This window comes from Ramlibacter sp. Leaf400 (assembly GCF_001424545.1).
In the GTDB taxonomy this organism is placed as follows: Bacteria; Pseudomonadota; Gammaproteobacteria; order Burkholderiales; family Burkholderiaceae_C; genus Ramlibacter.
Genome location: NZ_LMQL01000011.1, coordinates 154,908 through 168,222, shown reverse-complemented (window position 1 = coordinate 168,222; position 13,315 = coordinate 154,908). Strand labels below are relative to the sequence as shown.

Annotated in this window: 13 protein-coding genes; 7 read left to right on the top strand and 6 right to left on the bottom strand. The window is 70.0% G+C overall.

Annotated features, from left to right (window positions below; genetic code table 11):
- Positions 1-56 precede the first annotated feature (56 nt).
- Positions 57-278 carry a CsbD family protein gene (locus ASG30_RS14480; protein ID WP_055897974.1) on the bottom strand — a complete coding sequence of 74 codons (222 nt, stop codon included), beginning with the start codon at positions 276-278 and terminating at the stop codon, positions 57-59.
- Positions 279-477: 199 nt separating this feature from the next.
- Between ASG30_RS14480 and ASG30_RS14475 the strand changes: the two genes are divergently transcribed.
- From ASG30_RS14475 to ASG30_RS14460, 4 genes are read left to right on the top strand one after another with little or no spacing between them, the layout of a single operon-like run.
- The gene (locus tag ASG30_RS14475; protein WP_055897971.1) at positions 478-1,863 is read left to right on the top strand and encodes a sodium:proton antiporter; all 1,386 of its coding nucleotides are present in this window, start codon (positions 478-480) and stop codon (positions 1,861-1,863) included.
- Between the two features lie 12 nt (positions 1,864-1,875).
- Positions 1,876-2,859, top strand: coding sequence for a 2-hydroxyacid dehydrogenase (locus tag ASG30_RS14470; RefSeq protein WP_055897968.1), 984 nt, complete (start codon positions 1,876-1,878; stop codon positions 2,857-2,859).
- Between the two features lie 20 nt (positions 2,860-2,879).
- A complete protein-coding gene (rmuC, locus tag ASG30_RS14465; protein ID WP_235579805.1) occupies positions 2,880-4,526 on the top strand; it encodes a DNA recombination protein RmuC in 1,647 nt (548 codons plus the stop codon).
- A gap of 7 nt (positions 4,527-4,533) precedes the next feature.
- A complete protein-coding gene (locus tag ASG30_RS14460; protein WP_055897966.1) occupies positions 4,534-5,691 on the top strand; it encodes an MFS transporter in 1,158 nt (385 codons plus the stop codon).
- On the opposite strand, the gene ASG30_RS14455 is transcribed toward ASG30_RS14460, so the two are convergent.
- The 5 genes from ASG30_RS14455 to earP form a co-directional block, all read right to left on the bottom strand.
- Positions 5,679-6,542, bottom strand: a complete 864-nt coding sequence (locus ASG30_RS14455) for a TIGR00730 family Rossman fold protein (RefSeq protein ID WP_055897964.1) — start codon at positions 6,540-6,542, stop codon at positions 5,679-5,681. The two genes, ASG30_RS14460 and ASG30_RS14455, sit on opposite strands and share 13 nt — an antisense overlap.
- A gap of 58 nt (positions 6,543-6,600) precedes the next feature.
- Entirely contained in the window at positions 6,601-7,488 is an 888-nt protein-coding gene (locus ASG30_RS14450; RefSeq protein ID WP_055897961.1) for an AEC family transporter, read from the bottom strand.
- Complete coding sequence (locus tag ASG30_RS14445) at positions 7,488-8,291, bottom strand: heme-dependent oxidative N-demethylase subunit alpha family protein (RefSeq protein WP_055897958.1); 804 nt, start codon at positions 8,289-8,291, stop codon at positions 7,488-7,490. The genes ASG30_RS14450 and ASG30_RS14445 overlap by 1 nt, the downstream gene beginning before the upstream one ends.
- Positions 8,292-8,365: 74 nt before the next feature.
- Positions 8,366-8,920: an elongation factor P gene (gene efp / locus ASG30_RS14440; RefSeq protein ID WP_055897955.1), complete on the bottom strand. Its 555-nt coding sequence runs from the start codon at positions 8,918-8,920 to the stop codon at positions 8,366-8,368.
- A 109-nt stretch (positions 8,921-9,029) separates the two neighbouring features.
- On the bottom strand, positions 9,030-10,109 hold the full coding sequence (gene earP, locus ASG30_RS14435; protein ID WP_055897952.1) for an elongation factor P maturation arginine rhamnosyltransferase EarP: 1,080 nt from the start codon (positions 10,107-10,109) through the stop codon (positions 9,030-9,032).
- 19 nt (positions 10,110-10,128) lie between these two features.
- On the opposite strand from earP, the gene uvrC reads away from it, so the two are divergent.
- Genes uvrC through pgsA form a run of 3 tightly spaced genes read left to right on the top strand, consistent with a single transcriptional unit; the run spans position 10,129 to position 13,310 of the window.
- Complete coding sequence (gene uvrC, locus ASG30_RS14430; protein WP_055897949.1) at positions 10,129-12,213, top strand: excinuclease ABC subunit UvrC; 2,085 nt, start codon at positions 10,129-10,131, stop codon at positions 12,211-12,213.
- On the top strand, positions 12,200-12,694 hold the full coding sequence (locus ASG30_RS14425; protein WP_055897944.1) for an energy transducer TonB: 495 nt from the start codon (positions 12,200-12,202) through the stop codon (positions 12,692-12,694). Before uvrC ends, ASG30_RS14425 begins: the two co-directional genes overlap by 14 nt.
- Positions 12,695-12,740: 46 nt before the next feature.
- Positions 12,741-13,310 (top strand): CDP-diacylglycerol--glycerol-3-phosphate 3-phosphatidyltransferase, encoded by a 570-nt coding sequence (pgsA, locus tag ASG30_RS14420; RefSeq protein ID WP_055897941.1) that lies wholly within the window; start codon positions 12,741-12,743, stop codon positions 13,308-13,310.
- Positions 13,311-13,315 lie beyond the last annotated feature (5 nt).

Genomic DNA, 13,315 nt, shown 5'->3' with positions numbered 1-13,315 from the left:
CCGGACGGGCTCCCGCGATGGCCGCTGTCCGGACGGCCACCGAATCCACTTCGCGCTCAGGATCCGTCGAAACGGTAGTCCGGGTTGCGCTGCTCGAAATCCTTCACCTGCCGGTTCGCTTCTTCCTTGGCGATGCCGTGCCGCTCCTGGATGCGGCCGAGCAACTGGTCGCGCCGGCCGGCGATCACGTCGAGGTCGTCGTCCGTGAGTCGGCCCCAGCGCTCCTTGAGCTGGCCCTTCCACTGTTTCCACTGGCCCTGGACACGGTCGTTGTTCATCGCGGTTCGGAATGACGCACTGGCTTCGAAACCACTTTAGGTCGCGCGCCTTTGACCGGCGGTAGGAAGGCCGGCCCAGCGCCCGTAGGCCGCCTGCCTACAGCCGAGCTCGGGCCTGGCGGGTTGGTATGCTCGGCGGTGGCCGGGCACACCGGCCGTGTTCGAGGAGACTCCCCTGAAATCCGCACGCTCCATCGCCATGGGGCTGGGCCTCCTGGTGCCCCACCTTGCCATGGCCGCCGAATTCGACGGTCGCCAGCTCTCGCCCGCCTGGGGCGTGCCGTTCGCCGGCATCCTGCTGTCGATCGCGCTCATGCCGCTCCTGGCGCCGGCCTTCTGGCACCACCATTTCGGCAAGGTGGCGGCGGCGTGGTCGCTCGCCTTCCTGGTGCCCTTCGCCTTCGCCTTCGGGCCCGGCGTCGCGGGCTCGGCCTTCGTGCACGCGCTGGTGGGCGAGTACATCCCCTTCGTCATCCTGCTGACGGCGCTGTTCACTGTCGCGGGCGGCATCTACATCCGCGGCAACCTGCACGGCAGCCCCGCGCTGAACACCGGCATCCTGGCGATCGGCGCCGTGCTGGCCAGCGTCATGGGCACGACCGGGGCGTCGATGCTGCTGATCCGCCCGCTGATCCGCGCCAACGACAACCGCCGGCACAAGGCCCACGTGGTCGTCTTCTTCATCTTCATCGTCTCCAACGCCGGCGGCTCGCTCACCCCGCTGGGCGATCCGCCGCTCTTCCTGGGCTTCCTCAAGGGCGTGGACTTCTTCTGGACCGTGAGCCACATCTTCCCGGAGACGCTGTTCCTGGTCGGATCGCTGCTGGTGCTGTTCTACCTGCTGGACAGCTGGTACTACCACCGCCGCGAGGAACTGCAGCCGGTCGACCCGACGCCCGACACCACCCGGCTGGGCTTCGACGGCGCGCGCAACTTCTGGCTGCTGGGCGTCATCGTCGCCCTGGTGCTGCTGTCCGGGCTGTGGAAGACCTCCATCGCCTTCGACCTCGCCGGGACCGAGGTGGGCCTGCCGGGCCTGGTGCGCGACGTCGGCCTGGTGCTGGTCACGCTGGTCTCGCTCAAGATCACGCCGGCCGCCGTGCACGCGGACAACCAGTTCGCCTGGGCGCCGATGCAGGAGGTGGCCAAGCTCTTCGCCGGCATCTTCCTGACCATCATTCCCGTGATCGCCATGCTGCGCGCGGGCATCGACGGTCCGTTCGGGGCGGTGATCGCCGCCGTGACGCGGCCCGACGGCTCGCCCGATCCGGCGATGTATTTCTGGGCCTCCGGCCTGCTCAGCTCTTTCCTGGACAACGCGCCGACCTACCTCGTGTTCTTCAACACGGCGGGCGGCGATCCCCAGGTGCTGATGACGACGATGGCGGCCACTTTGGCCGCGATCTCGGCCGGCTCCGTCTTCATGGGCGCGAACAGTTACATCGGCAACGCGCCCAATCTCATGGTCAAGGCGATCGCCGAGGACCGGGGCGTGAAAATGCCCAGCTTCTTCGGCTACATGGCCTGGTCGGTGGGCATCCTGGTCCCGCTGTTCGCCGTCATGACCCTCATCTGGTTCCGCTAGCTCCCCTTTCGCATGAACAAGCCTTCCATCCTCATCGCCCGGGCCGTCTTCCCCGAGGTGATCGCGCGCCTGCAGCAGCATTTCGAAGTCGAGCAGAACGACTCGGACGAGCCGCTCTCCCGTGACCAGCTCCTGGCCCGCCTCCAGGGCAAGGCCGGCGTCTTCACCACCGGCGGCGAGCGCATCGACGCGGCGCTGCTGGCCGCCTGCCCGCAACTGCGCATCTGCGCCAACATGGCCGTGGGCTACAACAACTTCGACCTGCCGGCGATGACGGCGGCCAAGGTGCTGGGCACCAACACGCCCGACGTGCTCACGGAAACCACCGCCGACTTCGGCTTCGCGCTGCTGATGGCCACGGCCCGGCGGCTGACCGAGAGCGAGCATTTCCTGCGCGCCGGCCAGTGGACCAAGTGGTCCTACGACCTTTTCGCCGGCGCCGAGGTGCACGGCAGCACGCTGGGCATCCTGGGCATGGGCCGCATCGGCCAGGGCATCGCGCGGCGCGGCGCCCACGGCTTCGGCATGAACGTGATCTACCACAACCGTTCCCGGCTCACGCCCGAGCTGGAGCAGGAGTGCAAGGCCCGCTACGTGGGCAAGGAAGAACTGCTGCGCGAGGCCGACCACCTGGTGCTGGTGCTGCCGTACTCGCCCGAGTCCCACCATGCCATCGGGGCCGCCGAGCTGGCGCAGATGAAGCCCACGGCCACCCTGGTCAACGTGGCGCGCGGCGGCATCGTCGACGACGTGGCGCTGGCCAAGGCGCTGCGCGAGCGGCGCATCGCGGCGGCGGGCCTGGACGTGTTCGAAGGCGAGCCCAAGGTCCACCCCGACCTGCTCACCGTGCCCAACGTGGTCCTCACGCCGCACATCGCCAGCGGCACCGTGAAGACGCGCCTGGCCATGGCCAACCTGGCGGCCGACAACTTGATCGGCTACCTGGTGCACGGCAAGCCGGTGACCCCGCTCAATCCCGAAGCGGTGGGGTCCTGACGGTGCAGGGTTCGGTGGGGGTGCCGCCGGTCGCGACCGGCATGGTGGGGCTGCTCGTCGCGGCCGCGGTCCTGATCCTCGTGGGCGTGGTGGCCGGGTGGTGGCTGGCCCGCCGTTCGGCCGGCGCGCAGATCGAGGCGGTCACCGCCCAGGTGCGGGCCGAGGCGTCGGTGGAAGTCGCCACGCTGGCGGAGCGGGCCCGCAGCCTGGAGGCCGAGCGCCACTCGCTGGCCACGGAACTGCATGAGGCACGCGGCCAGTCGGCCGTGCTGCGCGACGCGCTGGACAGCTCCCGCGACGAACGCGCCCAGCTCGGCGAGCGGGCGGCCCGGGTCGCGGTGCTCGAGGCCGAGATGGCCGCCGTCGTGGTGCGCGCCGAGAAGCTGGCGCAGGACCTCTCCGGCGTCGAGCGCCGCGCGGCCGCGCAGGAAGCGTCGCTGCGGGCCGAAACGGAAGCCCTGGAAGTGCTGCGCCGCGAGCTCGCCGTGACCGCCGAGGCCCGCGAAGGCCTGCGCCACCAGGCCGGCGAGCTGGGCCGGCAGGTGGCCGAGCTCACCACGCAGCTCAACGCGGAACGCTCGCAATCCCAGGAAAAGCTGGCGCTGCTGACCAACGCGAAGGACGAGCTCTCCAACCAGTTCAAGGCCCTGGCCAACGACATCCTGGAGGAGAAGTCCCGCAAGTTCTCCGAGCAGAACCAGGCCAGCCTGGGCCAGCTGCTGGATCCGCTGCGCCTGCGGCTGCAGGAATTCCAGGGCCGCGTGGAGAAGCTGTACGACACCGAGGGCAAGGAGCGCTCGGCGCTGGCCCAGCAGGTGCTGCAACTCCTCGAACTCAATCGCACGCTGGCCGACGAGGCCAAGAACCTGACGTCGGCGCTCAAGGGCTCGGCCAAGGTGCAGGGCAACTGGGGCGAGCTGATCCTGGAGCGGGTGCTGGAGGGCTGCGGCCTGCGCAAGGGCGTGGAGTACGAGACCCAGGCCAGCGTGAACCGGGAGGAGGGCGGCCGGGCCCAGGCGGACGTGGTGATCCGCCTGCCCGAAGAGCGCAACCTGGTCGTCGACGCCAAGGTGTCGCTGGTGGCGTACGAGGAATACGCGAGCACCGACGACGACGACGTGCGCGTGGCCGCCCGCAAGCGCCACCTGGAGTCCATCCGCGCCCACGTCAAGGGCCTGTCCGAGAAGAACTACCAGCTGCTGTACGGGCTCAAGTCGCTCGATTTCGTGCTGATGTTCGTGCCCATCGAGCCGGCCTTCATGCTGGGCATCACGGACGACTCCGGCCTCTTCATGGAGGCGTGGAACAAGAACGTGCTGCTGGTCAGCCCCTCGACGCTTTTGTTCGTGCTGCGCACCGTGGCCCACCTGTGGCGCCAAGAGGCCCAGAACCGCAACGCGCAGGAGATCGCCCGGCGCGGCGCCGAGCTGTACGACCGCCTGACGGCCTTCGTGTCCGACCTCGAAAAGGTGGGCCGCAACATCAAGCAGGCCAGCGACGCGTACGGCGAAGCCTTCGACAAGCTCACCAAGAACAAGGGCAACGTCATCCGCCAGGCCGAGATGCTGCGCAGCCTCGGGGTCAAGCCCACCAAGTCGCTGCCGGCCCCCCTGGTGGCCGATGCCATCGGCGACAGCGACAGCGAAGGTGACAGCAGCCAGGCCTAGTTCCGGAATGTCGGGCGAGCTCGCCCGGCTGATCACCGGCCACATCTTCCTGCACGCCAGCATGGCCGGCATGCGGCTGGCCACGCCCCTGCTCGCGCTGCGCAGTGGCTACAGCGAAGCCGCGGTCGGCGTGCTGCTGGCGCTGTTCGCGCTGACCCAGGTGTTCCTGGCGCTGCCGGCCGGCCGCTACGCCGACCGCCACGGCCTGCGGCGTCCCTTCGGATGGGCCTCGCTGGCCGCCACCGTGGGCTGCAGCCTGGCGGTGGCGTTCCCCATCTTCCCCGTGCTGTGCGTGGCCGCGCTGCTCACCGGCGGCGCGACCGGTGCGGCCTCCATCGCGCTGCAGCGCCACGTGGGCCGCGCCGCCGAGGGGCCGACCCAGCTCAAGCAGGTGTTCTCCTGGCTGGCCATCGGGCCGGCGTTCTCCAACTTCCTGGGCCCGTTCGCCGCGGGCGTGGCGATCGACAGCGGCGGCTTCCGGGTCGCCTTCCTGCTGATGTCGGTGCTGCCGGTGATCGCCTGGTTCTGGGTGCGCAATGCCAAGGAGCTGCCGCCGGTGGAGCGGCCGCCCGGCACCCGGGAAGCGGCGGCCTGGGACCTGCTGCGCGACCAGGGCTTCCGCCGGCTGCTGCTGGTCAACTGGTTCCTGTCGTCCTGCTGGGACGTCCACACGTTCGTTGTGCCGGTGCTGGGGCACGAGCGCGGGCTGTCGGCCTCGGTGATCGGCACCATCCTCGGGGCCTTCGCCATCGCGGCGGTGGTGGTGCGCGTCATCATGCCGGCCGTGGCCGCCTACCTGCGCGAATGGGCGGTGCTCACCGGCGCGCTGGCGTGCACGGCGGTGCTGTTCCTCATCTATCCGCTGCTGGATTCGGCCCTGGCGATGGGCCTGTGCTCGGTGCTGCTGGGCATCGCGCTCGGCTCGGTCCAGCCGATGATCATGAGCACGCTGCACCAGATCACGCCGGAGCACCGGCACGGCCAAGCTCTGGCCCTGCGCCTGATGGCCATCAACGCCTCCAGCGTGGCCATGCCCATCCTGTTCGGCGCGGCCGGCGCCGTGATCGGGATCTCGGGTGTGTTCTGGGCGACGGCGCTGCTCGCCGTGGGCGGCACGCGCCTGTCGATGCGGCTTTCCAGCCCGGCCGGGCCTCAGAGCCGGTAGAAGGCCTTGATCGCTTCCCAGGCCGTTTCGGCGTCGTCGGCGTAGCTGAACAGCTCCAGGTCGGCCGGCGAGATCACGCCTTCCTCGATCAGCACGTCGAAGTTGATCAGCCGCTTCCAGTACTCGGAGCCGAACAGCACGATGGGCACCTGCTTGGACTTGCGGGTCTGCACCAGGGTGATCACCTCGAACAGCTCGTCCAGCGTGCCGAAGCCGCCGGGGAAGGCCACCAGCGCCTTGGCGCGCATCATGAAATGCATCTTGCGCAGCGCGAAGTAGTGGAACTTGAACGACAGCGCCGGCGTGACGTACGGGTTGGCCGCCTCTTCCATCGGCAGCGCGATCGCCAGGCCCACGCTGATGCCGTCGCCTTCGTAGGCGCCGCGGTTGGCGGCCTGCATGATGCCGGGCCCCCCGCCGGTGCAGATGAAGAGCATGTCGCGCGGTTCCTTGCCGGCGCTGTACTGCGCCACCAGCTTGCCGAACGCCCGGGCCTTTTCGTAGTAGTGGGCGTTGCGGGCCAGCGCCTTGGCGCGGCGGATCACCGCCTCGTCGCCGCCGGCCTCGGCTGCCGCCACCAGCGCCACCGCCTCCTCTTCGCTGCGAAAGCGGGCGCTGCCGAACACCACGATGGTGTTCTCGATGCCGTGGGCCTGCTGCTCCAGGTCGGGCTTGAGCAGCTCGAGCTGGAAGCGGATGCCGCGGGTCTCGCGGCGCAGCAGGAACTCGGGGTCGGCGAAGGCCAGCCGGCTGGCGTCGGGGTCCAGCGGGAGACCGGCGTCGGAATGGGATTTCAGGGTGGCCCAGGCGTCGGCCAGGCGCTTGTCGTGGAGGTCGCGGTTCGAAGACATGAACCGATTTTGCGGGCAAAGGCCCGGGTCGGGGCAGGACGGAGGCAGCGCCTCTTCGCTAGCCCCCCGGCAAAGCGATCGCCAGCCCCAGGGGCACGAACAGCACGGCCACGGCATTCCCCAGCAGGATCATCGCGGCCACGCGTTCGGGCTCCTGGCCATAACGCTCGGCCAGCAGGAACTGCATGATGGCCGGCGGCAGCGCGCCGAACAGGATCAGTTGCGCCCGCGCCGGCCCACCGAGGTCCAGGGCCCAGGCCATCGGCACCGCCAGCAGCATGCCGATCACCGGCCGCGCCACCGCGCCCAGCAGGCCCTTGGGCAGGTCCTCGAGCCGCAGCGTGGTCAGCCGCACGCCCAGCGCGAACAGCATCAGCGGCAGCATGGCCTCGCCCAGCAGCCGCATGCCGGTCATCAGCATGTCGGGCGGACGCACGCCCGTGGCCGCGCTGGCGAAGCCCAGGGCGGACGAGATCATCAGCGGGCTGAGCAGCAGGTCGCGCGTGCGTGCATGCGCGCTGGTGACGCGCGCGCCCAGCGAGAAGTGGATCAGGTTGCTGACCGAGAACAGCGCCACCGCCGCGCCCAGCTGGGCCGGCCCAAAGGCCAGCAGCGCGAGCGGCAGGCCCATGTTGCCGCAGTTGTTGAACATCACCACCGGCACCAGGGTGCGCGGCTGGACGTGCAGGGCCCGCGCCAGGGGCCAGGCCAGCAGCCCGCAGGCGACGATCAGCAGCGCGCCGGCCATCAGCAGCGTGCCGTGGTCCTGCAGGCGGAACTCCTTGCCGGCCAGGGCCGTGTAGACCAGCAGCGGCGACAGGATGTCCAGCACGATGCGGTTGAACCACGTCATGTCGGGCCGCACCCGGCGCGCGTAGAGGAAGCCGATCGCGACGATGAGGAACACCGGCACGATGACCTGCGCGATGCGAAGCAGCAGCTCCATCAGGCCGCCGTCCCGGCCAGCCAGCGCAGCAGCGGCTCGCGCGCGGGCGCCAGGCCCTTATAGACCAGCACCGCCGGCGTCATCGAGGCCAACGCATCGTGCAGGCGCGCGGCCTTGGCGGGGGTGTCCACCACTTCGGCCAGCGGCGCGAGCATCACGCGGATGGTGAACACCGCCTGCCGCGTGCCCTGGCCCACCGGCAGGAAGGTCTGGCGCTCGGCGCGGAACCAGCACTGGCGCGCGAATCCATCCGTGTCGTCCGCCGCGGCCGGCCAGGGCGTGCGGGCATGGCGGCGCGGATGCTGGTCGTGGCGCGGCGAAGGGCTGACGGTCCACACGTGACGCTCCCAGCGGTCGCCCGACGTGGCCAGTCGCACCAGGTGCGGCGCGGCCGCCAGCAGCGTCGTGGCGTCGGCCACCGGCGCATGCACGGCGGCGAACGGCAGGCCCAGCTTGTCCTCGGGCGCCCAGTGCGAGGGCACGCAGACGCTCAGCCAGGGCAGGGCGCCGGTGTCGCCGTCGAGGATGGCGAAGTCCTCTTCGAAAGCCAGTTCGAGCGAGCCGGGGTCGAAGGCCGGGTGCCCCTCGCGCCGGGCCTGCGCGGCGATGGCCGCCAGGGCGGGCGCGGGGTCGAAGCCGGGCACCTGCAGCCGCGAGCCGCCGGCCTGCACCACCGCCAGCTTCTCCCGGTACAACGCGCTGTCCGTGCCCAGCGGGGTGAGCTGCGGCTCATCCGGCCCGAGCTTGCGCAGCCCCGGCTGCATCCGGAACGGCGCGGCGATCAGCTCGAAGTCGAAGTCCACGGTAGGGCCGGCGAAGGATCTTGGCGAGGCGAAAAAAAGGCTCCTCGCGGAGCCTCGTCGGAAAGCGCTGCCGCTCAGACGCGGCGGCGGTATTCCCCGGTGCGGGTGTCGATCTCGACCTTGTCGCCCTGCGCGACGAAGATCGGCACGCCGATCTCGAAGCCGGTGGCGATCTTGGCGGGCTTGAGCACCTTGCCCGAGGTGTCGCCCTTGACGGCCGGCTCGGTCCAGGTGATCTCGCGCTCGACGCTGGTGGGCAGTTCCACCGAGATCGCCTTGCCTTCGTAGAACACCACCTCGGCGGGCATGCCTTCCTCGAGGTAGCTCAGGGCGTCGCCCATGTTCTCGGCCTCGACCTCGTACTGGTTGTACTCGCTGTCCATCCAGACGTACATCGGGTCGGCGAAGTAGGAGTAGGTGCAGTCCTTCTTGTCCAGGACGATCTGGTCCATCTTGTCGTCGGCCTTGAAGACGACTTCGGTGCCCTGGTTGGACAGCAGGCTCTTGAGCTTCATGCGGACGGTGGCGGCGTTGCGGCCGCCGCGGGCGTATTCCGTCTTGAGCACGACCCAGGGGGCGGCGTTCTGCATGATCACGTTGCCGGCGCGGATTTCTTGAGCGATTTTCATCGGTAGCTTGAGCGAAAGTAGGCCGCGGGGCGCTGGCGTCGAGCGCGGGAGGGCGGCGGAAGGGCGCGAAGGCCGGCTTCGAAAGCCAACCCGCGCAAAGCCTTGAATTTTACTTCGAAACCATTGCCCGTCCCGGGAGAGCGGACAGATTCCGGGCGAAGCGCTGCAGTTGGCCGGTCAGGTCCGGCAGAGCCGCCAGGCGCCGGTGCGCCCCCTGCGCGCAAGCCTGCCAGGGGCGCAGGTCGGCCGGCAGCACCGGCTCGCCCCCCTCGTTCCAGGCCGAATGGAAGGCGCGCAGGTCGGGCGGGGCGTCCAGCCAGACCAGGAAAGCGTCGAGCTTGGCCAGGTGCGCGTCGTCGTGCTGGGGGTAGATGTGCCACACCGCCGGCCGGCCGGCCCAGAGCGCCCGCGCCAGCGAATCCTCGCCACGCACCAGGTTGAGGTCGCAGGCCCAGAGCAGGTGGTCGAACTCCCGCTGGGGCATCAGGGGCAGCCAGTGCAGGCGCAGCGCGCCGGGGTCGAAACCACTGGCGAGCAGGCCCCGGACCGCCGCTTCGGCGCGGCCGGAGGTGACCAGCAGGCGGGTGGCCTGACCGTCGCGCGCGAGCTGCGCCAGGAAGGCGGCCAGGCCGGGCGGTTCGTAGCAGAACAGGCTGACCACGCGGCCGCCGTCCGCTTCGATGCCGCGCTCGCCCAGCCACGCGGCGCGATCGAAAGCCTGCTGCCGAGCCAGCAGGTCGGGCTCGCGGATCAAGCCTCCGGTGGCCGGGGTGAAGCCGGGATAGAAGAAGTGCTTGCTCAACCCCGCGCCCGGGCCGCTCATCACCGGCGAGGGCAGGGCGTGGCAGCGCTCCACCCAGGGCTCGGCGGACAGGTATTCGAGGTTGATCCAGGCCGGTTGCATGCCGGTGGCTTTCGTGCGCGCCGCGATCGCCGCGATGAAGGCCGGCTCCAGTTCGCAACCGAAGGCTTCGACCACCCCGTCGCCCGGCTCGGCCCCGATGCAATCGCCCCAGGGCAGGGCCTGGACGCCGGGGTGGCCGTGCGGCGCCATCCAGGCCAGTGCACTCCCGTCGTCGACCCACAGCCGCACGGTGTCGCCGCGCCCGGCGAGGTCGGCGGCGAGGCGCCAGCACACGCCGATGTCGCCGTGGTTGTCGATGACCTTGCAGAAGATGTCCCAGAGCATGCCGGGATAATACGAAGCGATGTCCGCCGTGCATTCCGACCAACTGCTGGCCGAGGTGGCCGCGCTCCCGCAGCTGCCCGGCGTGTACCGCTACTTCGATGCCGAGGGCGGCGTGCTGTACGTGGGCAAGGCGCGCAACCTGAAAAAGCGCGTCTCCAGCTACTTCCAGAAGAACCACGGCGGCACGCGCATCGGCCACATGATCTCCCGCATCGCGCGCATGGAGACCACCGTGGTGCGCTCCGAGGCCGAGGCGCTGCTGCTCGAGAACAACCTCATCAAGGCGCTCGACCCCCGCTACAACATCCTGTTCCGGGACGACAAGAGCTACCCGTACCTCAAGATCCACGGCGCGCCGGACAAGGTCGGCTTCGACGATCCGGGTGCGGGGCAGGGCGGGCATTCGGCGGCCGACTTCCCGCGGGTCGCTTACTACCGCGGCTCGGTGGACCGCAAGCACCGCTACTTCGGCCCGTACCCCAGCGCGTGGGCGGTGAAGGAGTCGATCCAGCTGCTGCAGAAGGTGTTCCGCCTGCGCACCTGCGAGGACACCGTGTTCGCCAACCGCACGCGGCCCTGCCTGCTCTACCAGATCAAGCGCTGCTCGGGGCCCTGCGTGAACCTGGTGTCGCCGCAGGACTACCGCGAGGACGTGCGCAACGCCGAGGCCTTCCTGCGCGGCGAGACGCAGGCGGTGCTGGCGCAGCTGGAGGCGCGGATGGTGCAGCATGCGCAGAAGCTGGAATTCGAGCAGGCGGCCGAGCTGCGCAACCAGATGTCGGCGCTGTCCAAGGTGCTGCACCAGCAGTCGGTGGACACCGGCTCCGACAAGGACGCGGACGTCCTGGCCGTGAAGGTGCAGGGCGGCAAGGCCTGCGTCAACCTGGCCATGGTGCGCGGCGGCCGCCACCTGGGCGACCGGCCGTACTTCCCCTCGCACGTCGAGGACGCGGCCGCGGTGCAGGACTTCGACGACGCGCAGGACGCCGCGCCGGCGCAGCCGGTCGAGGTGCAGATCCTGGAGGCCTTCATCGCGCAGCATTACATCGGCGTGCCCGTGCCGCCCACGCTGATCACCAGCGTGGCGGTCAGCCGGCCGCTGGTTGCCGCGCTGTCCGAGCAGACCGGCGTGAAGATCAACGCCGTCCACCAGCCGCGCGAGCAGCGCCGGCTGTGGCTGGAGATGGCCGAGAAGAACGCCGGCCTGCAGCTGGCCCGCCTGCTGGCCGAGGAGGGCTCGCAGCAGGCCCGCACCCGTGCCCTGGTGGAGTCGCTGCACCTGGAGCCCGACGAACTGGACGCCTTCCGCGTCGAATGCTTCGACATCTCGCACACGGCGGGCGAGGCCACGCAGGCCTCGTGCGTGGTGTTCCACCACCACCGGATGCAGAACGGCGAGTACCGCCGCTACAACATCGACGGCATCACGCCGGGTGACGACTACGCCGCGATGCGCCAGGTGCTCACCCGCCGCTACGCGCGGCTGGCCGAGGCCGGGCGCGATTCGCCGGAGGCGGCGCCGCCCATCGGGCAGGAGGAGGCGCCCCCGCCGGAGGCCGAAGACGCTTCGAGCGAGGAGCCGCTTGCCCTACCGACCGCTGAAACAGGAGAAGCCCCGCGCAGGAAGCCGTCCACCCGTGGCGGCGGCGCGCCGCGCCTGCCGGACTTGGTGCTGGTCGACGGCGGCCGGGGCCAGGTGAGCATGGCGCGCGAGGTGTTCGCCGAACTGGGACTGGATTTGTCGGTCATCGTCGGCGTGGAGAAGGGCGAGGGCCGCCGCGTCGGGCTGGAGGAACTGGTGTTCGCCGACGGCCGCGAGAAGGTGTACCTGGGCAAGGACTCGGCGGCGCTGATGCTGGTGGCGCAGATCCGCGACGAGGCGCACCGCTTCGCCATCACCGGCATGCGGGCCCGGCGCGCCAAGGTGCGCGTGGGGGGGAGCAAACTGGAGGAGATCCCGGGCATCGGTGCCAAGAAGCGGGCCCGCCTGCTGCAACGCTTCGGCGGGATCCGCGGCGTGGCTTCCGCGGGTGTGGACGACATCGCCTCGGTGGAAGGCATCGGGCGAGAACTGGCGGAGGAAATCTATCGTGCGCTTCATTAAGACCCTGTCCTGTGCCTGGGCCGGCCTGCTGGCCGCCTGCGGCGCGCCCGGCCCCGCGTCGACGACGGCCAGCGTCGCTTCGCCCGGGGCGCAACCGGCCACGGTGGCTGGCACGGGCATCCCGATCCCGTCGTCGTCCGCCCGCGCGCGCGAGTGGAGCGACTACAAGCTGCGCGCGGCCCAGCGGATCCACGCCGCCAATCCGGGCGAGACCTTCGCCGGTCCCTTGCCCGACCCGCTGCAGTCGATCCCCGTGCTGCAGGTCCACCTGAACCGCGACGGCTCGGTGCGCGACATCACCGTGCTGCGCACACCCAAGCAGTCGCCGCAGACGCTGGAGATGGCGATGCGCGCCATCCGGCGTGCCGCGCCCTTCGGCCCGGTGGGCCACCTGCCGCGCCCCTGGCAGTTCAACGAGACCTTCCTGTACAACGAGGACCTCAAGTTCCAGCTTCGCTCGCTGGTGGAAGCCACGCCCTGAAGGACCTGCGAGCCGCTCCCTGGGGCGCCATGACAGAATCGCGCCCATGTTTTTCACCGTCCCCACGATCCTGACCTGGACGCGCATCGTCGCGATCCCCTTGATCGTCGGGGTGTTCTACCTGCGCACGCCGCCCGAGTCGTTCCAGAACCTGGTGGCCACGGTGATGTTCATCGTGTTCGCGCTCACCGACTGGCTGGATGGCTACCTCGCCCGCCGCCTGAAGCAGACATCGGCCTTCGGCGCCTTCCTCGACCCGGTCGCCGACAAGTTCCTGGTCTGTGCCTCGCTGCTGGTGCTGGTGCACCTGGGACGGGCCGACGTGTTCGTGGCGCTGATCATCATCGGCCGCGAGATCGCCATCTCCGCCCTGCGCGAGTGGATGGCGCAGATCGGCGCGTCGCGCAGCGTGGCCGTTCACATGCTGGGCAAGGTCAAGACCACCGTGCAGATGGTGGCCATTCCGTTCCTGCTGTACGACGGCCCGCTCTTCGGCCTGTTCCACACCGGCGTGTGGGGCCACTGGCTGATCTGGGGCGCGGCCATCCTGACCGTCTGGTCGATGGTGTACTACCTGCAGAAGGCCCTGCCCGAGATCCGCAAGCGGGTGAAGTGAGCGCC